Source organism: Bacillus sp. AR4-2 (assembly GCF_008274865.1).
Taxonomy (GTDB): Bacteria; Bacillota; Bacilli; order Bacillales; family Bacillaceae_G; genus Bacillus_A; species Bacillus_A cereus.
Genome location: NZ_CP031062.1, coordinates 307501 through 326465 on the forward strand (window position 1 = coordinate 307501; position 18965 = coordinate 326465).

An 18965-nucleotide genomic window follows, 5' to 3' on the forward strand; every position below is an offset into this window, starting at 1 on the left:
AGATGAGATTTCCCATAGCGTAAGCTAGTAAGATCCCTGAAAGATGATCAGGTTGATAGGTTCGAGGTGGAAGCATGGTGACATGTGGAGCTGACGAATACTAATAGATCGAGGACTTAACCATATAATATGTAGCAATGTTATCTAGTTTTGAAGGAATATGCCTTCATAGTTTGGTGATGATGGCAGAGAGGTCACACCCGTTCCCATACCGAACACGGAAGTTAAGCTCTCTAGCGCCGATGGTAGTTGGGACCTTGTCCCTGTGAGAGTAGGACGTCGCCAAGCAAGAACCTAAGTTATTTTGACTTAGGTTTTTTTGTGTTTATTTTTATTTACCGAATGCTATAATCCGTAAATTTAATAAAGCTACAGACGAAAAAAGAATGAAGTAGAGACTCTTTAAAATAATAGTAATGATTTTTTGTGTTCCTGATTTTCCTAATGTCGCTAAAGTAATACTTAAAATAGGACACATTATTTCTATCATAAGTATATATTTTAAATAATGAGATGCTATAAATAAATATTTAATAATTACAGAAATTACTGCAATAGAGAAAAATAAATAGGATAATAGCATAGTTCTTTCTTTAACAGTTATCCTCCTTAGAAATTAAATCGTTATAATAATACAAGAGTGTATATATTTTGATTAAAAACATACTGAAGTGCTATTTAAACGATAAATACATAAAATAGATCTCTAGAAATATATATTCTAATTCCCTTTTCTTCTTGTATATAGTTGCAATTCTTCTTTTGAATATAACTAAAACACGAACGTTATTGACTGCTAATAAAAAAACATTCGATTATTTATTGACATTGTTTATGAAATATTGTTAATATAGCCATAGAAACAATAATATAAGACCTCATATAATCGCGGGGATATGGCCTGCAAGTCTCTACCTAACGACCGTTATTCGTTAGACTATGAGGGAAAGTCACTCGGTATTTTTCTATTCACAAGGGATACGTATGCCTGAGTAGAGCGCTTTCTCTCATAGTAAAAGAGAAACTGTTCTATTTCAGGCTTTTTTTATTTGAATCGGGGGGATTCTAATATGAAATCACTAGTTGGAGTCATAATGGGAAGTACGTCAGACTGGGAAACAATGAAATATGCTTGTGACATTTTAGATGAATTAAATATACCGTATGAGAAAAAAGTTGTATCCGCTCATCGGACTCCGGATTATATGTTTGAATATGCAGAGACGGCTCGTGAACGTGGATTGAAAGTTATTATTGCTGGAGCTGGTGGAGCAGCACATTTACCAGGAATGGTTGCAGCGAAGACAAATCTTCCTGTAATTGGAGTTCCAGTTCAATCAAAAGCATTAAACGGCTTAGATTCATTATTATCCATCGCCCAAATGCCAGGAGGTGTTCCAGTTGCAACTGTTGCAATTGGTAAAGCCGGTTCAACGAATGCTGGATTACTTGCCGCACAAATACTTGGATCATTTCATGATGATATACATGATGCATTAGAATTGAGACGAGAAGCGATTGAAAAAGATGTGCGTGAAGGTAGTGAGCTAGTATGACGAGAATCATTTTACCTGGAAAAACAATCGGTATTATTGGAGGCGGCCAGCTAGGAAGAATGATGGCATTGGCAGCTAAGGAGATGGGATATAAAATTGCTGTTTTAGATCCTACAAAGCATTCGCCATGTGCACAAGTTGCTGATATTGAAATTGTTGCACCATATGATGATTTAAAAGCAATTCAGCATTTAGCAGAGATAAGTGATGTTGTCACATATGAATTTGAGAATATTGATTATAGATGTTTACAATGGCTTGAAAAACATGCGTACTTACCACAAGGTAGTCAGTTGTTAAATACAACGCAAAATCGTTTTACAGAAAAGAATGCGATTGAGAAGGCTGGGTTACCAGTAGCAACGTATAGATTAGTTCAAAATCAAGATCAGCTTACAGAAGCAATTGCTGGGTTATCATTCCCTTCCGTCTTAAAAACGACGACAGGTGGATATGATGGGAAAGGGCAAGTTGTTTTAAGAAGTGAAGCTGATGTTGAGGCAGCAAGAAATCTTGTGGATAAAGCAGAATGTATTTTAGAGAAATGGGTGCCTTTTGAAAAAGAAGTATCAGTTATTGTGATTCGTAGTGTAAGTGGTGAAACAAAAGTGTTTCCAGTAGCAGAAAATATTCATGTAAATAACATTTTACATGAATCTATCGTTCCAGCTCGCATTACAGAAGAGCTTTCTCAAAAAGCAATTGCGTATGCAAAGGTACTTGCGGATGAATTAGAACTTGTGGGAACACTAGCTGTAGAGATGTTTGCTACAGATAATGGTGAGATTTATATTAATGAATTAGCGCCAAGACCTCACAATTCAGGACACTATACACAGGATGCATGTGAAACGAGTCAATTTGGTCAACATATTCGAGCAATCTGTAATTTACCTCTAGGAGAAACAAATTTGTTAAAACCAGTTGTCATGGTAAACATTTTAGGCGAACATATAGAAGGGGTCCTAAGACAAGTGAATAGATTAACCGGGTGCTATTTACACTTGTATGGAAAAGAAGAAGCAAAAGCACAGCGAAAAATGGGGCATGTTAATATTTTAAATGATAATATTGAAGTCGCTCTAGAAAAAGCGAAGAGTTTGCATATTTGGGACCATCAAGAACAACTGTTGGAGGGAAAAAGATGATTAGTCGTTATACACGCCCTGAAATGGGTGCGATTTGGACGGAAGAGAACAAATTTAAAGCGTGGTTAGAAGTTGAGATTTTAGCTTGTGAAGCATGGGCTGAGCTTGGCGATATTCCAAAAGAAGATGTTAAAAAAATTCGTGAACATGCATCATTTGATATTGATCGTATTTATGAAATTGAAAAAGAAACACGTCATGACGTAGTTGCATTCACTCGTGCTGTATCAGAAACGCCAGCATTAGGCGAAGAACGTAAATGGGTTCATTACGGTTTAACATCTACAGATGTAGTAGATACAGCATTATCTTACATCTTAAAACAAGCGAATGAAATTATATTAAAAGACTTAGAGAACTTTGTAAGCATTTTAGCTAACAAAGCGAAAGAGCATAAATACACAATCATGATGGGAAGAACACACGGTGTTCATGCAGAACCAACGACATTTGGTTTAAAACTTGGTCTTTGGTATGAAGAGATGAAACGTAACGTAGAGCGTTTCAAACAAGCTGCTGATACAGTTCGTGTTGGTAAACTATCTGGTGCGGTTGGTACATATGCAAATATCGATCCATTCGTAGAAAAATATGTTTGTGAAAATTTAGGATTAGAAGCAGCACCAATTTCAACACAAACATTGCAACGTGATCGTCACGCACACTACATGTCAACACTTGCACTAATTGCAACATCTATCGAAAAGATGGCAGTTGAGATTCGTGGTTTACAAAAGAGTGAAACACGTGAAGTTGAAGAAGCTTTCGCAAAAGGTCAAAAGGGTTCTTCTGCAATGCCACATAAACGTAATCCAATTGGTTCTGAAAATATGACTGGTTTAGCTCGTGTTATCCGCGGTTATATGATGACAGCTTACGAAAATGTTCCATTATGGCATGAGCGTGACATTTCTCACTCTTCGGCAGAACGCGTAATTTTACCAGATGCTACAATCGCATTAAATTACATGTTAAATCGCTTTGGTAATATCGTTAAAAACTTAACTGTATACCCAGAGAATATGAAACGTAATATGACAAGAACATACGGCTTAATTTATTCTCAGCGCGTAATGCTTACACTAATCGACAAAGGTATGGTACGTGAAGAAGCTTATGATATCGTACAGCCTAAAGCGATGGAAGCTTGGGAAACACAAGTACAATTTAAAGAGCTTGTAGAAGCTGATGAGCGTATTACAAGCAAGTTAACACAAGAAGAGATTAATGAATGCTTCAACTATGAGCATCATATGCAACACGTTGATACAATCTTTGAACGCCTTGGATTAAACGAAGCGTAAAATTTCATATGGCACAGAATAGAGTCATTCTGTGCCATTCTTTATAAAAATATTATTCACATTTTTCAAACTACAGGGGGCTTGCGAAATGCAAAAGCTAGAATTGCTGTATGAAGGTAAGGCAAAAAGAATTTATCGTACAGAATCAGCAGATATGGTTTGGGTAGAGTACAAAGATAGTGCGACTGCTTTCAATGGGGAGAAAAAAGAGACGATTACAGGAAAAGGTCGTTTGAACAATGAAATTACAACTTTATTGTTCAGAAAGTTACAAGAAGTGGGAATTAAAACACATTTTGTTGAGAAGTTATCTGAAACAGAACAACTTGTTAAAAAAGTGAGTATTATTCCTTTAGAAGTTGTCACAAGAAATGTAATTGCAGGAAGTCTTTCAAAACGATTAGGAATGGAAGAGGGAACTGTACTTGCAGAACCAATCGTAGAATTTTACTTCAAAGATGATGATTTAGGAGATCCGCTTGTAACGGAAGATCATATTCGTGTATTAAACGTTGCATCGCCAGAGCAAGTAAGTGTATTACGAGATATGGCTCTACAAATCAATCAAGTGTTGATTGATCATTTCGCAAGCTGTCGTGTAAGATTAGTAGATTTCAAATTAGAGTTTGGTGTAACGGAAGAAGGAGAAATCATTTTAGCGGATGAAATTTCACCAGATACTTGCCGTTTATGGGATGAAACGAGCAATGAAAAGTTTGATAAAGATGTATTCCGTCGTGATCTTGGAAATTTAACAGATGCTTATGAAGAGATTTTAAAACGTTTAGGGGGAATTTCACATGTATAAAGTTAAGGTATATGTAACATTAAGAGAAAGCGTATTAGATCCACAAGGAACAGCAGTAAAAGGAGCACTTCATAGTCTTTCATTCACAGAAGTACAAGACGTTCGAATCGGAAAGTACATGGAACTAACAATTGATAAATCTGTATCTGATTTAGATAGCAAGGTAAAAGAAATGTGTGAAAAACTATTAGCGAACGTTGTAATGGAAGACTTCCGTTATGAAGTTGAGGAGGTTGTCGCACAGTGAAATTTGCCGTAATAGTATTTCCGGGTTCGAACTGTGATGTCGATATGTTCCATGCAATTAAAGATGAGCTTGGCGAAGAAGTAGATTACGTTTGGCACGATACAGAGAATTTAGATGAATATGACGCAATTCTACTACCAGGTGGATTTTCTTATGGTGACTACTTACGCTGCGGTGCTATCTCTCGCTTTGCTAATGCAATGAAAGCAGTGCAAAAAGCTGCTGAGCAAGGAAAGCCGATTTTAGGTGTATGTAATGGATTCCAGATTCTTGTTGAATCAGGATTACTACCAGGAGCGTTAATGAGAAACGAAAACTTAAAATTTATGTGTCGCACTGTTCAGTTACGTGTTGAAAATAATGAAACGATGTTTACATCACAATATGGAAAAGATGAAATAATTAATATTCCAATCGCGCATGGTGAGGGGAATTACTATTGTGATGAAGCGACTCTTAAACAATTAGAAGAGAACAATCAAATCGCATTCCGTTACGTAGAAAACCCTAACGGTAGCGTTTCAGATATTGCTGGTATTGTAAATGAAAAAGGAAATGTACTTGGTATGATGCCACACCCAGAGCGTGCTGTAGATGAATTACTTGGCGGTGCTGAAGGGTTAAAAGTCTTTCAATCTATCTTAAAACAGTGGAGGGAAACATATGTCGTTAATGCTTGAACCAAATCCAACACAAATTAAAGAAGAGCGTATATATGCGGAAATGGGGCTAACAGACGAAGAGTTTGCCATGGTTGAAAAGATTTTAGGTCGTCTGCCAAATTATACAGAAACAGGGTTATTCTCTGTAATGTGGTCTGAACATTGTAGTTATAAAAATTCAAAACCAGTTCTTCGTAAGTTTCCAACGACAGGTGAGCGCGTTCTGCAAGGACCTGGAGAAGGTGCTGGAATTGTAGATATCGGTGATAATCAAGCAGTTGTATTTAAAATGGAAAGTCATAACCATCCTTCAGCTATTGAACCATATCAAGGAGCTGCAACAGGTGTTGGTGGTATTATTCGTGACGTATTCTCTATGGGAGCACGTCCGGTAGCTCTATTAAACTCACTTCGTTTCGGTGAATTACAGTCACCACGTGTGAAATATTTATTCGAAGAAGTAGTAGCAGGAATTGCAGGATACGGTAACTGCATCGGTATTCCGACTGTTGGCGGCGAAGTACAATTTGATCCATGTTACGAAGGAAATCCACTTGTAAATGCAATGTGCGTAGGTTTGATTAACCACGAAGACATTAAAAAAGGACAAGCACATGGTGCTGGTAACACAGTAATGTACGTAGGAGCATCAACTGGTCGTGACGGTATTCACGGTGCAACATTCGCGTCGGAAGAACTATCTGAAAGCTCAGAAGCGAAACGTCCAGCGGTTCAAGTAGGGGATCCATTTATGGAAAAACTTCTTATTGAAGCGTGTTTAGAATTAATTCAATCTGATGCACTTGTTGGAATTCAAGATATGGGTGCGGCTGGTTTAACATCATCTTCTGCAGAAATGGCAAGTAAAGCAGGAATGGGTATTGAAATGTACTTAGATGATGTACCACAGCGTGAAACAGGAATGACACCATATGAAATGATGCTATCTGAATCACAAGAGCGTATGTTAATTGTCGTGAAAAAAGGTAGAGAACAAGAAATAGTAGATTTATTTGAGAAGTATGGTCTTGCAGCGGTTACGATGGGGAAAGTAACAGAAGATAAAATGCTTCGTTTATTCCATAAAGGTGAAAAGGTAGCTGAAGTTCCAGCAGATGCTTTAGCAGAAGAAGCACCAATTTATCATAAGCCATCAAAAGAAGCAGCATACTTTGCTGAATTCCAAGCAATGAAAATGGAAACGCCAAAAGTAGAAAATTATAAAGAAACGTTATTCGCTTTATTACAGCAACCAACAATTGCAAGTAAAGAGTGGGTATACGATCAATACGATTACCAAGTTCGCACAAGCACAGTTGTTACGCCAGGTTCAGATGCTGCAGTTGTACGTGTACGCGGTACAGAAAAAGGATTAGCAATGACGACAGATTGTAACTCTCGCTACATTTATCTAGACCCAGAGATGGGCGGTAAAATTGCAGTAGCAGAGGCAGCGCGTAATATCGTATGTTCTGGCGGAGAGCCACTTGCAATTACAGATTGCTTAAACTTCGGTAACCCAGAAAAACCAGAAATCTTCTGGCAGATTGAGAAATCAGTAGACGGTATGAGTGAAGCTTGTCGCACATTACAAACACCAGTTATCGGCGGAAACGTATCGATGTATAACGAGCGTAGTGGTGAAGCTGTATATCCAACACCAACTGTTGGGATGGTCGGACTTGTGCATGACTTAAAACATGTAACAACACAAGAGTTTAAGCAAGCTGGTGATTTAGTGTATGTAATTGGTGAGACGAAAGCTGAGTTTGGCGGAAGTGAATTACAGAAAATGATTCACGGCAAAATTTTCGGTCAATCACCAAGTATCGATTTAGATGTAGAATTAAAACGCCAAAAACAAGTATTAGAAGCAATTCAAGCTGGTCTTGTTCAATCTGCACATGATGTTGCTGAAGGTGGTTTAGCAGTTGCGATTTCAGAAAGTGCAATTGGTGCTAAAGGCTTAGGTGCTACTGTGAAATTAGATGGAGAAGCAACAGCAGCATTATTTGCTGAATCACAGTCTCGCTTCGTGATAACTGTAAAACGTGAAAATAAAGAGGCGTTTGAGAAAGTGGTAGAAGCAATCCAAGTTGGAGAAGTAACAAGTACAAATGAAGTAACAATTCATAATGAAGAAAATGAAGTATTACTTACAGCAAATGTAGATGAAATGAGAAAGGCTTGGAAAGGGGCAATCCCATGCTTGCTGAAATAAAGGGGTTAAACGAAGAATGTGGCGTTTTCGGAATTTGGGGGCATGAAAATGCAGCACAAGTTTCATACTACGGATTGCACAGTTTACAGCACCGTGGGCAAGAAGGCGCAGGCATTGTCGTAAATAATGGGGAAAAAATCGTCGGTCACAAGGGGTTAGGTTTAATATCAGAAGTGTTTTCAAGAGGTGAGCTAGAAGGATTAAATGGAAAATCAGCGATCGGACATGTACGATATGCAACAGCTGGTGGAAGTGAAGTTGCTAACGTTCAACCATTGTTGTTCCGTTTTTCCGATCATAGTATGGCGTTAGCTCATAATGGAAATTTAATTAACGCAAAAATGCTTCGTCGTGAATTAGAAGCAGAGGGCAGTATTTTTCAAACTAGTTCAGATACAGAAGTACTTTTACATCTTATTAAACGTAGTACGAAAGATTCTTTAATTGAAAGTGTAAAAGAAGCTTTAAACAAAGTGAAAGGTGCGTTTGCGTATCTTTTACTAACTGGAAATGAAATGATCGTTGCATTAGATCCGAATGGGTTCCGTCCGCTTTCAATTGGAAAGATGGGGGATGCTTACGTTGTAGCATCTGAAACATGTGCTTTTGATGTAGTAGGTGCAACATACATTCGTGATGTAGAACCGGGTGAATTACTTATCATTAATGATGAAGGAATTCACGTAGATCGTTTCACAAATGATGTAGAACATGCAATTTGTAGTATGGAATACATTTACTTTGCACGACCAGATTCTAATATTGCAGGCGTTAACGTTCATGCAGCACGTAAGAATATGGGGAAACGTTTAGCGGCAGAAGCTCCTATTGAAGCAGATGTTGTTACTGGTGTACCAGACTCTAGTATTTCAGCTGCGATTGGCTATGCGGAGGCGACAGGTATTCCATATGAGTTAGGATTAATTAAAAATCGTTACGTTGGACGTACGTTTATTCAACCTTCTCAGGAACTGCGAGAGCAAGGGGTTAAGATGAAGCTTTCCGCAGTAAGAGGTGTAGTTGAAGGGAAACGAGTTGTTATGATTGATGACTCTATCGTAAGAGGAACGACAAGTAAACGAATTGTTCGTATGCTTCGTGAGGCTGGAGCGACAGAAGTTCACGTAAGAATTGCTTCACCACCTCTGAAATATCCATGTTTCTATGGCATTGATATTCAAACGAGAAAAGAATTAATTGCAGCAAATCATACAGTAGAAGAAATCCGTGAAATGATCGGAGCAGATTCTTTAACATTTTTAAGTGAAGATGGATTAGTAGATGCAATTGGACGTCCATATGAAGGGAAATATGGCGGCCTATGCATGGCTTACTTTAATGGGGACTATCCAACAGCTCTTTATGATTATGAGCAAGAGCTTTTAGAAAGCATGAAATAAGAAAAGTGAGAAAAGCTTCTACTTCTTTTGATGTAGGAGCTAGATCCTTTCTTAAAATAGCCCGCCCTGGATGGGGAGAAATTAAAAGACGAGGTGTAAATAACGATGGCGAATGCATATAAGCAAGCAGGAGTAGATATTGAAGCTGGATATGAAGCGGTATCTCGCATGAAAAAACACGTACAAACAACTATGAGAAAAGAAGTACTAGGCGGTTTAGGCGGTTTTGGAGGTATGTTTGATCTATCAAAATTTGCATTAGAAGAACCTGTATTAGTATCTGGAACAGATGGCGTGGGAACGAAATTGATGCTCGCTTTTATGGCAGATAAACATGACACAATTGGTATTGATGCAGTAGCAATGTGTGTAAATGATATTGTTGTCCAAGGAGCAGAGCCGCTTTTCTTCCTTGATTATATTGCTTGTGGTAAAGCTGAACCTAGTAAAATTGAAAACATCGTCAAAGGTATATCAGAGGGCTGTCGCCAAGCTGGTTGTGCATTAATCGGTGGAGAAACAGCTGAAATGCCAGGAATGTATTCTACGGAAGAATATGATTTAGCTGGTTTTACAGTTGGGATTGTTGATAAAAAGAAAATTGTAACAGGTGAAAAGATTGAAGCTGGTCACGTGCTAATTGGCTTAGCATCTAGCGGTATTCATAGCAATGGTTACTCTTTAGTACGAAAAGTGTTACTAGAAGATGGGGAATTATCTTTAGAGCGTATTTATGGCCGCTTAGAACTACCTCTTGGTGAAGAATTATTAAAACCAACGAAAATTTATGTCAAACCTATTTTAGAACTATTGAAGAAACATGAAGTATACGGTATGGCGCATATTACAGGTGGTGGATTTATTGAAAATATTCCACGCATGTTGCCAGAAGGAATCGGTGCCGAGATTGAACTAGGATCTTGGGAAATTCAGCCGATCTTTAGTTTGCTTCAAGAAGTTGGAAAACTGGAAGAAAAAGAAATGTTCAATATTTTTAACATGGGTATTGGTATGGTAGTAGCAGTGAAGGAAGAAGATGCAAAAGATGTTGTTCGTCTTCTTGAAGAGCAAGGAGAAATGGCTCGTATTATTGGACGTACTATACAAGGAGCTGGCGTTACTTTTAATGGGGGCACAGCACTATGAGTAGATTAGCAGTTTTTGCTTCTGGAAGTGGATCTAACTTTCAATCTCTCGTTAATGCGGTAGAAGAAAAAAGATTGGATGCAGAAATTAGTTTATTAGTATGTGATAAACCAGAAGCACGAGCTGTTGGACGGGCAAATTATCATCATATTCCGTGTTTTGCTTTTTCAGCGAAAGCATATGAGTCAAAAGAAGCGTTTGAAAAAGAGATATTAAAGAAGCTAGAAGAATATGAAATTGATTATGTTATTTTAGCTGGATATATGCGTTTAATCGGGCCGACGTTACTAGAAGCATACGGCGGGAAGATTATTAATATTCATCCATCATTACTACCGAGCTTTCCGGGTAAAGATGCTGTCGGTCAAGCGTTAGAAGCAGGTGTGAAAGTAACTGGAGTAACAATTCATTATGTAGATGCAGGTATGGATACAGGGCCAATTATTGCACAAGAAGCAGTGGTTGTTTCTGAAGGGGATACGAGAGAAAGCTTACAAAAGAAAATTCAACAAGTTGAACATAAATTATACGTAAATACAGTGAATCAAATTGTTCAGTCTGTGAAAGAATCAACTGTTAACTAACATACAACCAGGGGTGAAGGATAAATGAAAAAGCGTGCATTAGTAAGTGTTTCAGATAAAACAGGAGTAGTAGAATTTGTTAAAGGGTTACTAGAACAAGGGATTGAAGTTATTTCAACAGGTGGTACGAAAAAGTTACTAGAAGAAAATGGCTTACAAGTAATCGGCATTTCTGAAGTAACTGGTTTCCCTGAAATTATGGATGGCCGTGTGAAAACATTACATCCAAATATTCATGGTGGTCTATTAGCAGTTCGTGATAATGAAACACATGTAACACAAATGAATGAGTTAGGTATAGAGCCAATTGACTTTGTTGTTGTTAACTTATACCCATTTAAAGAAACAATCGCTAAGCCTGATGTAACATTTGCTGATGCAATTGAAAATATTGATATCGGTGGCCCAACAATGATTCGCTCTGCTGCGAAAAATCATAAATTCGTATCGGTAATTGTAGATCCAGTAGATTATGATATTGTGTTAGCAGAACTGAAAGAGAACGGTGAAGTAGCAGAGGAAACAAAACGTAAACTAGCAGCGAAAGTATTCCGTCATACAGCAGCGTATGATGCGTTAATTTCTAACTACTTAACAGAGCAAATGGGTGAAGAAAGTCCAGAAACATTAACTGTGACATTTGAGAAAAAGCAAGACTTACGCTATGGCGAGAACCCACATCAAAAAGCAACTTTCTATAAAGCGCCATTCGCAGCAACGTCTTCTGTTGCATACGCAGAACAATTACACGGTAAGGAATTATCGTATAACAATATTAATGATGCAGACGCAGCGCTTAGCATCGTAAAAGAATTTACAGAACCAGCAGTAGTAGCAGTAAAGCATATGAATCCATGTGGTGTTGGAGTAGGAACTAATATTCACGAAGCATATACTCGTGCTTATGAAGCAGATCCAGTATCAATCTTCGGCGGTATTATTGCAGCAAATCGTGAAATTGATAAAGCTACAGCAGAAAAGTTACATGAAATTTTCTTAGAAATTGTTATCGCACCTTCGTTCTCGCAAGAAGCTTTAGAAGTGTTGCAAAGTAAGAAGAACTTACGTTTATTAACTATAAATATTGAAAAAGCGACAAGTGCAAGCAAAAAACTAACTTCTGTACAAGGTGGACTTCTCGTTCAAGAGGAAGATACGTTATCATTAGATGAAAGTACAATTTCAATTCCAACGAAACGTGAACCTTCAGAGCAAGAATGGAAAGATTTAAAACTAGCTTGGAAAGTTGTAAAACATGTGAAATCAAACGCAATTGTTTTAGCGAAAGATGACATGACAATTGGTGTCGGTGCGGGACAGATGAACCGTGTAGGTTCTGCAAAAATCGCAATTACACAAGCTGGTGAAAAAGCACAAGGTAGCGCGCTTGCATCTGATGCTTTCTTCCCAATGCCAGATACATTAGAAGAAGCAGCAAAAGCAGGAATTACAGCAATCATTCAACCGGGCGGATCAATCCGTGATGAAGATTCTATTAAAGTGGCAGATACTTATGGGATTGCTATGGTGTTCACTGGCGTACGTCATTTCAAACACTAATAGAGGATGTTTAAAAAGTCCGGTCGAGATAACCTTTTATTGATATGAAAAAGCAAACTAGGAGCATAGCTTCTAGTTTGTACTTATTTAATTATTGGGGGATGAAATATGAATGTTTTAGTAATTGGCCGCGGTGGGCGTGAGCATGCTTTAGCTTGGAAGTTTGCACAATCTGAAAAAGTAGAAAAGGTATATGTAGCACCAGGTAATGAAGGTATGAGAGATGTTGCAACACCAGTTGATATTGATGAAAATGATTTTGATGCATTAGTTTTATTTGCAAAAGAGAATAATGTTGAGTTAACTTTCGTTGGACCAGAAATTCCGCTTATGAATGGAATTGTTGATCGTTTTAAAGAAGAGGGACTTCGCGTATTTGGTCCGAATAAAGCGGCTGCTGTTATTGAAGGTAGTAAAGCTTTTACAAAAGAGCTTATGAAAAAGTATGATATTCCAACTGCGGCGTACGAAACTTTTACAGATTATGAAGAAGCAGTACAGTACATTCAAAAAGTTGGTGCACCAATCGTTATTAAAGCTGACGGCCTAGCTGCTGGTAAAGGTGTAACGGTAGCGATGACGCTTGAAGAGGCATTACAAGCTGTGAAAGAAATGCTGCAAGATGTGAAATTCGGCGCGGCAAGTAAGAAGGTTGTTATTGAAGAGTTTTTAGATGGACAAGAATTTTCATTAATGGCATTCGTGAATGGAACAACTGTACATCCAATGGTAATCGCCCAAGATCATAAAAGAGCTTTTGATGGTGATAAAGGTCCAAATACGGGTGGAATGGGTGCATATTCTCCAGTACCACAAATTCCAGAATCAGCAGTTCAAGAAGCGATTCAAACCGTATTGCATCCAACTGCTAAGGCGATGATTGAAGAAAACCGTTCGTTTACAGGTATTTTATACGCAGGTCTTATTTTAACAAATGATGGTCCGAAGGTAATTGAATTTAATGCACGCTTCGGTGATCCTGAAACAGAAGTTGTATTACCTCGATTAGAAAACGATTTAGTTGATGTATGTAACGCTGTATTAGATGAAAGTGAACTAACGTTACAATGGTCAGAAGAAGCGGTAATCGGTGTTGTACTTGCTTCTAAAGGATATCCAGAAGCATATAAAAAAGGTGATATTATTAGCGGACTAGATGCACTGCAAGATGTGATTGTTTTCCATGCAGGTACAGCAATGAAACATGGGGACTTTGTAACGAACGGTGGCCGTGTATTATTTGTTGCTTGTAAGGCAAATAGTTTACAAGAAGCAAAAGATAAAGTATATAAAGAAATCGGTAAAATTGAGAGTGATGGTCTATTTTATCGAAGTGATATAGGATATCGTGCAATTGGGCATGAGATGACGAAAAGTTAATATGTAAAAATCCCGCTGAGGAATCAGCGGGATTTTTTATGCATCTTTATCTTTTTTTAATTTCCCTTTTTGCTTTGCCATTTCTCGAAGTAAATACTCGATGTGTGCATTGACGCTACGAAATTCATCATTTGCCCATTTTTCGATGACTGCGTGTAATTCAGGATCAATACGTAATGGAAAGCTTTTCTTTTTAGCCATAATTACTTATAGCCCTTAGTATAGGCTTCCTGTATTAATAACTGGTTGCGCACCTTTATCTGAAACGATGGCAACTAATAAGTTGTTTACCATATTTGCTTTACGCTCGTCATCGAGTTCTAGTACGCCTTCTTCATCTAACATATGGATGGAATCTTTCGCCATCTTCACAGCACCTTCAACAATTTCTTTTCTAGCAGCTAATACTGCTTTTGCTTGCTGGCGTTGTAGCATTGCATGGGCAATTTCTGTTGCGTAAGCTAAGTGCGTTAAACGAGTTTCTAATACTTCTACACCAGCAATTTCAAGACGCGCCTCTAACTCACGTTTTAATTCTTCAGAGATTTCTTCAGTATTTCCGCGTAACGTAACGCAGGTTTCATCTTGGAAATTGTCATAAGGATATTTTGTTGCAACATGGCGGATTGCCGTTTCGCTTTGAATTTCTACAAATCGATCATAATGTTCAACACCAAACATTGCTTTTGCAGAATCAACAACTTTATATACGATAACAGCTGCAATTTCAATTGGATTTCCATCAACGTCATTTACTTTTAATTTTTTACTGTTAAAGTTTTCAACACGTAAAGATACAGTTTGACGGAATGCGAACGGAATCGTTAAAAATAAACCGTTTTGACGAATTGTTCCTAAATAATTACCGAAGAACGTAATAACCTTCGCTTGATTCGGTTGAACAATACCGATACCTGTAGCGAGAACTGCGGATAATATAATAGTTAGTGCCGCTCCTATGAAAATTTCTTGTGCAAGGAAAAATACACCGATAGCAGCTAAAATCAAAATTCCAATAATACCGAGAAAACCATTTACATAAAATACTTGTTTTTCTTTCATATGATCGCCTCCTGATATAAAAATGATATCACTTTTATATCGTTTTAAGCAAGAGGTATGCACCTAATTTTCTGAATTTTGTTGATTGATATCTTTTATATACATTTTAAGGTCAAAAAAGAGAATGTACGTTCTGTTTTATGGTAAAATAAAGAAGACTTAACCGCCCACTGCAGCAGCTAAGTCCCTTTGAGAGCATCTTGCATCGTGACAAATGATTCAAAGCGGTTTTGCCAGGATTATATTTTCAATCGCTGACTCAATCTCTTTGTCAGAAGCGTCATAACTTCCTTTTGACTTTGGCTTGTCATGAGTGGAAGTTTGATTCACTTCTTCTTTAGCATGTCCTTTTTCAGCAAAATTCATGCTAGGCATTTTAAATGCCCCCATATTCATGTATTTTCCGAATTTCCACATTTCAACAACAGGGCAGAAACGAACAATTCCTTCTGCAATTTTCATTGCACCAATCCATAGAAAAATGTTAGACCAAGTGCACCACGGCTTGCGTACAAGTTTAGTTGCACTACATCCGAAGAGGACAAGCCCAAGTGTAATTCGAATTAGAGCGTTTATTGTCCCGATATTTTGCTTCATTAGAAAAACACTCCTTTTTATGAAAGTTGAAATAGATAATACTATTTCTTTTATTAGTATCCCGTTTGATTTTTGGGATATGTAATCCAACATTTGACGTGGAAAAAGATGTTGGAATGTGCGTGTGTGTAAGTAACTTTTTTTGTTATAATGAAAGAATGCATAAAAGGAACTTCAAAATTAAATCCTCTAGTTTAAAAAATATGGAAGAGGTAATTCCAAACTTAATTCTCCGTTTTAAACAAATATTTAAGATGAAGTTAAAACAATAATGATGAAAATAAACTGTTATTTTGAACAGAAATATATATAACTAGAGAAAAGGAAGGGTGTTTTCATGTACGATATTTCCGGATGGAAACATGTATTTAAGCTTGATCCAAATAAGGAGTTAAGCGATGAACATTTAGAAATGATTTGTGAGTCTGGAACTGATGCGGTTATTGTAGGCGGAAGTGATGGAGTTACAATTGATAACGTATTACACATGCTAGTTAGCATTCGTAGATATGCAGTTCCTTGTGTATTAGAGGTTTCTGATGTAGAAGCAATTACACCAGGATTTGATTTTTATTACATCCCAAGTGTTTTAAATAGCCGAAAAGTAGAATGGGTAACAGGTGTTCATCATGAGGCATTGAAAGAATTTGGGGATATTATGGACTGGGACGAAATTTTTATGGAAGGGTATTGTGTTTTAAATCCAGAAGCGAAAGTAGCCCAGCTTACAGAAGCGAAATGTGATTTAACAGAAGATGACGTTATTGCATATGCTCGTTTAGCAGACAAGTTATTACATTTACCGATATTTTATTTAGAATATAGCGGTACGTATGGAGATGTTGAACTTGTTAAAAATGTAAAAGCAGAATTGAAACAAGCTAAGTTATACTATGGCGGTGGTATTTCTAATGCAGAACAGGCGAAAGACATGGCACAATATGCTGATACAGTAGTTGTTGGAAATATTATTTATGATGATATAAAATCGGCGTTAAAAACAGTTAAAGCAGTAAAAGGAGAGTAGGTGCAGGCGTATATGAGTATGACAGATAGATTATTAAACGGTTTAAATCCACAGCAACAAAAAGCAGTCCAAACAACGAATGGACCACTTCTATTAATGGCAGGTGCAGGTAGTGGTAAGACACGTGTGTTAACACATCGTATTGCGTTTTTACTTGGTGAAAAAGGTGTAGCACCATGGAATGTACTAGCTATTACCTTCACAAATAAAGCAGCTCGTGAAATGCGTGAGCGTATTGATACACTTGTGGGACCAGAAGCAGAAGATATTTGGATTTCGACGTTCCACTCTATGTGTGTACGTATTTTACGACGGGATATCGATCGTATTGGTATTAATCGTAACTTTACAATCTTAGATTCAGGCGATCAGCTAACTGTAGTCAAAAAAATTATGAAAGAGCGCAATATTGATCCGAAGAAATTTGAGCCGCGCTCTATTTTAGCGGGTATTAGTAATGCGAAAAATGAACTGTTATCTGCGGATAAATATGCAAAAAAAATTACAATGGCTGATCCATATGAAAAATTAACGAGCGATGTATACACAGAGTATCAAAAACGTCTTTTGAAAAATAATTCATTAGACTTTGATGATTTAATTATGACCACGATTCAGTTATTTGAACGTGTTCCAGAAGTATTAGAGTTTTATCAGCGTAAGTTCCAATATATTCACGTTGATGAGTATCAAGATACGAACAAAGCGCAATATCTTCTTGTTAAACATTTGGCAGCGCGTTTTAAAAATCTTTGCGTTGTAGGTGACTCTGACCAGTCTATTTATCGCTGGCGTGGTGCAGATATTTCTAACATTTTGTCGTTCGAAAAAGACTATGAGAATGCACAAGTAATTTTGTTAGAACAAAACTATCGTTCGTCACAAAATATTTTAAATGCAGCGAATGCTGTTATTGAAAAAAATACGAATCGTAAGCCGAAGAAATTATGGACAGACAATCAAGTTGGAAGTAAAATCTCGTATTATCGTGCTGCAACTGAAAAGGACGAAGCGTATTTTGTTGCGAAAAAAATTCGTGACGATATTCAAATGGGGAAACGAAAATATACTGATTTTGCAGTGTTATATCGTACGAATGCTCAGTCTCGTATGGTCGAGGAGATTTTCCTTAAATCTAACATTCCGTACAAAATTGTCGGGGGTACGAAGTTCTACGATCGTAAAGAGATTAAAGATATTTTGGCGTACTTACGTTTAATCGGTAATCCAGATGATGAAATTAGTTTTGCACGTATTATTAACATGCCAAAGCGTGGTATTGGTGCGACTTCTATCGATAAAATTATTAATTACGGTGTGCAAAACGGAATTTCATTAACTGCTGTATTTGATGAAATTGAGCATGTTGGAGTAAGTGCAAAAATTACAAAGGCAGTAAAAGAATTTGCGAATTTATTAAATAACTGGGTAAATATGCAAGAGTATTTATCTGTTACAGAATTAGTAGAAGAAGTTATTGAAAAAACAGGCTATCGCGATATGTTGAAAAATGAACGTTCTTTAGAAGCGGAAGGTCGTTTAGAAAACTTAGACGAGTTCTTATCTGTTACGCAAACATTTGAATCTCAAAGCGAAGATAAGAGCCTTGTTGCATTCTTAACAGATTTAGCACTTGTTGCTGATATTGATCGTGTAGATGAAGACCCAACTGCTGGTGAAGAAGTTATTTTAATGACGATGCACTCAGCGAAAGGATTAGAGTTCCCGGTTGTCTTTATTGTTGGCTTAGAGGAAGGGATATTCCCTCATACTCGTTCTCTTATGGAAGAGGATGAAATGCAAGAAGAACGTCGTCTTGCTTATGTAGGTATTACCCGTGCAGAAGAAGAGCTATATTTATCTAACGCGCAAATGCGTACTTTATTTGGTAGAACAAGTATGAACGCTGCGTCTCGATTCATTACAGAAATCCCGACAGAACTAGTGGAATCATTAAATGAAACAGCGCCAAAGCGTGAAACATCGTTTGGTGCAAAAGGCAGAACGGCAAGTAGCGGCAAAACGACAATCACAACGACAACACGCTCTCGTTCAGCTTTCGCGCGCCCTGCAGCTAAGACGACAGGCGGCGAACAAATTGGCTGGGCAGTAGGAGATAAAGCTTCCCACCAAAAATGGGGAGTCGGTACAGTTGTAAGTGTAAAAGGTGAAGGTGATGCAAAAGAATTAGATATTGCATTCCCAAGCCCAATTGGTGTTAAACGTTTGTTAGCAAAATTTGCACCTGTGACGAAACAATAGA

The 18965-nt window shown here is 37.5% G+C and carries 18 protein-coding genes, 2 rRNA genes and 1 riboswitch (1 of these 21 running past the window's edge); of the genes, 16 read left to right on the plus strand and 4 right to left on the minus strand.

The features are described 5' to 3' along the window. A 23S ribosomal RNA gene (locus DN399_RS01700) occupies positions 1-124 on the plus strand; it begins 2798 nt to the left of the window's first position. A gap of 48 nt (positions 125-172) precedes the next feature. After that, positions 173-288 (plus strand): 5S ribosomal RNA (gene rrf / locus DN399_RS01705). A gap of 43 nt (positions 289-331) precedes the next feature. Here the strand turns inward: rrf and DN399_RS28280 are convergent. After that, positions 332-583 (minus strand): hypothetical protein, encoded by a 252-nt coding sequence (locus DN399_RS28280; RefSeq protein WP_000927500.1) that lies wholly within the window; start codon positions 581-583, stop codon positions 332-334. A 275-nt stretch (positions 584-858) separates the two neighbouring features. Beyond that, a riboswitch (purine riboswitch) is annotated at positions 859-960 on the plus strand. A 110-nt stretch (positions 961-1070) separates the two neighbouring features. Between DN399_RS28280 and purE the strand changes: the two genes are divergently transcribed. The 12 genes from purE to purD all read left to right on the plus strand — a co-directional run bounded on the left by purE (position 1071) and on the right by purD (position 14016). After that, positions 1071-1556: a 5-(carboxyamino)imidazole ribonucleotide mutase gene (gene purE / locus DN399_RS01715; RefSeq protein WP_000839365.1), complete on the plus strand. Its 486-nt coding sequence runs from the start codon at positions 1071-1073 to the stop codon at positions 1554-1556. After that, entirely contained in the window at positions 1553-2704 is a 1152-nt protein-coding gene (purK, locus tag DN399_RS01720) for a 5-(carboxyamino)imidazole ribonucleotide synthase (RefSeq protein WP_000196774.1), read from the plus strand. The genes purE and purK overlap by 4 nt, the downstream gene beginning before the upstream one ends. Beyond that, positions 2701-4008, plus strand: a complete 1308-nt coding sequence (gene purB, locus DN399_RS01725; protein WP_000625682.1) for an adenylosuccinate lyase — start codon at positions 2701-2703, stop codon at positions 4006-4008. The genes purK and purB overlap by 4 nt, the downstream gene beginning before the upstream one ends. 88 nt (positions 4009-4096) lie before the next feature. Continuing rightward, on the plus strand, positions 4097-4816 hold the full coding sequence (gene purC / locus DN399_RS01730) for a phosphoribosylaminoimidazolesuccinocarboxamide synthase (RefSeq protein ID WP_001170544.1): 720 nt from the start codon (positions 4097-4099) through the stop codon (positions 4814-4816). Next, the gene (purS, locus tag DN399_RS01735) at positions 4809-5063 is read left to right on the plus strand and encodes a phosphoribosylformylglycinamidine synthase subunit PurS (protein ID WP_000278823.1); all 255 of its coding nucleotides are present in this window, start codon (positions 4809-4811) and stop codon (positions 5061-5063) included. The genes purC and purS overlap by 8 nt, the downstream gene beginning before the upstream one ends. Further along, complete coding sequence (purQ, locus tag DN399_RS01740; protein ID WP_000666786.1) at positions 5060-5743, plus strand: phosphoribosylformylglycinamidine synthase subunit PurQ; 684 nt, start codon at positions 5060-5062, stop codon at positions 5741-5743. The genes purS and purQ overlap by 4 nt, the downstream gene beginning before the upstream one ends. After that, entirely contained in the window at positions 5727-7946 is a 2220-nt protein-coding gene (gene purL / locus DN399_RS01745; RefSeq protein WP_000055564.1) for a phosphoribosylformylglycinamidine synthase II, read from the plus strand. Before purQ ends, purL begins: the two co-directional genes overlap by 17 nt. Further along, positions 7931-9346, plus strand: coding sequence for an amidophosphoribosyltransferase (purF, locus tag DN399_RS01750; RefSeq protein WP_000879025.1), 1416 nt, complete (start codon positions 7931-7933; stop codon positions 9344-9346). The genes purL and purF overlap by 16 nt, the downstream gene beginning before the upstream one ends. A gap of 105 nt (positions 9347-9451) precedes the next feature. Next, positions 9452-10492 (plus strand): phosphoribosylformylglycinamidine cyclo-ligase, encoded by a 1041-nt coding sequence (gene purM, locus DN399_RS01755; protein ID WP_001262439.1) that lies wholly within the window; start codon positions 9452-9454, stop codon positions 10490-10492. Then, positions 10489-11076, plus strand: a complete 588-nt coding sequence (purN, locus tag DN399_RS01760) for a phosphoribosylglycinamide formyltransferase (RefSeq protein WP_000088589.1) — start codon at positions 10489-10491, stop codon at positions 11074-11076. The genes purM and purN overlap by 4 nt, the downstream gene beginning before the upstream one ends. A 24-nt stretch (positions 11077-11100) precedes the next feature. After that, positions 11101-12636, plus strand: coding sequence for a bifunctional phosphoribosylaminoimidazolecarboxamide formyltransferase/IMP cyclohydrolase (gene purH, locus DN399_RS01765; protein ID WP_000745434.1), 1536 nt, complete (start codon positions 11101-11103; stop codon positions 12634-12636). A gap of 108 nt (positions 12637-12744) precedes the next feature. Next, the gene (purD, locus tag DN399_RS01770) at positions 12745-14016 is read left to right on the plus strand and encodes a phosphoribosylamine--glycine ligase (RefSeq protein WP_001101977.1); all 1272 of its coding nucleotides are present in this window, start codon (positions 12745-12747) and stop codon (positions 14014-14016) included. Between the two features lie 36 nt (positions 14017-14052). Here purD and DN399_RS01775 read toward each other — a convergent pair whose 3' ends face one another. The 3 genes from DN399_RS01775 to DN399_RS01785 form a co-directional block, all read right to left on the minus strand. After that, a complete protein-coding gene (locus DN399_RS01775; protein ID WP_001085171.1) occupies positions 14053-14217 on the minus strand; it encodes a type II toxin-antitoxin system antitoxin in 165 nt (54 codons plus the stop codon). Positions 14218-14232: 15 nt separating this feature from the next. Next, a complete protein-coding gene (locus DN399_RS01780; protein ID WP_149149298.1) occupies positions 14233-15078 on the minus strand; it encodes an SPFH domain-containing protein in 846 nt (281 codons plus the stop codon). 219 nt (positions 15079-15297) lie between these two features. Continuing rightward, positions 15298-15675 (minus strand): YgaP family membrane protein, encoded by a 378-nt coding sequence (locus DN399_RS01785; RefSeq protein WP_149149299.1) that lies wholly within the window; start codon positions 15673-15675, stop codon positions 15298-15300. A gap of 337 nt (positions 15676-16012) precedes the next feature. On the opposite strand from DN399_RS01785, the gene pcrB reads away from it, so the two are divergent. Together pcrB and pcrA are read left to right on the plus strand one after the other, a co-directional pair. Beyond that, positions 16013-16702 (plus strand): heptaprenylglyceryl phosphate synthase, encoded by a 690-nt coding sequence (gene pcrB / locus DN399_RS01795; protein ID WP_000272097.1) that lies wholly within the window; start codon positions 16013-16015, stop codon positions 16700-16702. A 12-nt stretch (positions 16703-16714) separates the two neighbouring features. Further along, positions 16715-18964 (plus strand): DNA helicase PcrA, encoded by a 2250-nt coding sequence (gene pcrA / locus DN399_RS01800; RefSeq protein ID WP_149149300.1) that lies wholly within the window; start codon positions 16715-16717, stop codon positions 18962-18964. The last annotated feature ends 1 nt before the right edge of the window (position 18965 follow it).

Excerpts from the sequence above, each read along its gene's own strand:
- DN399_RS28280 (WP_000927500.1), bottom strand. The coding sequence starts at position 583 with ATGCTATTATCCTATTTATTTTTCTCTATTGCAGTAATTTCTGTAATT.
- purH (WP_000745434.1), top strand. The coding sequence starts at position 11,101 with ATGAAAAAGCGTGCATTAGTAAGTGTTTCAGATAAAACAGGAGTAGTA.
- purB (WP_000625682.1), top strand. The coding sequence starts at position 2,701 with ATGATTAGTCGTTATACACGCCCTGAAATGGGTGCGATTTGGACGGAA.
- DN399_RS01780 (WP_149149298.1), bottom strand. The coding sequence starts at position 15,078 with ATGAAAGAAAAACAAGTATTTTATGTAAATGGTTTTCTCGGTATTATT.
- purL (WP_000055564.1), top strand. The coding sequence starts at position 5,727 with ATGTCGTTAATGCTTGAACCAAATCCAACACAAATTAAAGAAGAGCGT.
- purM (WP_001262439.1), top strand. The coding sequence starts at position 9,452 with ATGGCGAATGCATATAAGCAAGCAGGAGTAGATATTGAAGCTGGATAT.
- pcrA (WP_149149300.1), top strand. The coding sequence starts at position 16,715 with ATGAGTATGACAGATAGATTATTAAACGGTTTAAATCCACAGCAACAA.
- purC (WP_001170544.1), top strand. The coding sequence starts at position 4,097 with ATGCAAAAGCTAGAATTGCTGTATGAAGGTAAGGCAAAAAGAATTTAT.
- purS (WP_000278823.1), top strand. The coding sequence starts at position 4,809 with ATGTATAAAGTTAAGGTATATGTAACATTAAGAGAAAGCGTATTAGAT.
- purD (WP_001101977.1), top strand. The coding sequence starts at position 12,745 with ATGAATGTTTTAGTAATTGGCCGCGGTGGGCGTGAGCATGCTTTAGCT.
- purE (WP_000839365.1), top strand. The coding sequence starts at position 1,071 with ATGAAATCACTAGTTGGAGTCATAATGGGAAGTACGTCAGACTGGGAA.
- pcrB (WP_000272097.1), top strand. The coding sequence starts at position 16,013 with ATGTACGATATTTCCGGATGGAAACATGTATTTAAGCTTGATCCAAAT.
- purK (WP_000196774.1), top strand. The coding sequence starts at position 1,553 with ATGACGAGAATCATTTTACCTGGAAAAACAATCGGTATTATTGGAGGC.
- DN399_RS01775 (WP_001085171.1), bottom strand. The coding sequence starts at position 14,217 with ATGGCTAAAAAGAAAAGCTTTCCATTACGTATTGATCCTGAATTACAC.
- DN399_RS01785 (WP_149149299.1), bottom strand. The coding sequence starts at position 15,675 with ATGAAGCAAAATATCGGGACAATAAACGCTCTAATTCGAATTACACTT.
- purN (WP_000088589.1), top strand. The coding sequence starts at position 10,489 with ATGAGTAGATTAGCAGTTTTTGCTTCTGGAAGTGGATCTAACTTTCAA.
- purF (WP_000879025.1), top strand. The coding sequence starts at position 7,931 with ATGCTTGCTGAAATAAAGGGGTTAAACGAAGAATGTGGCGTTTTCGGA.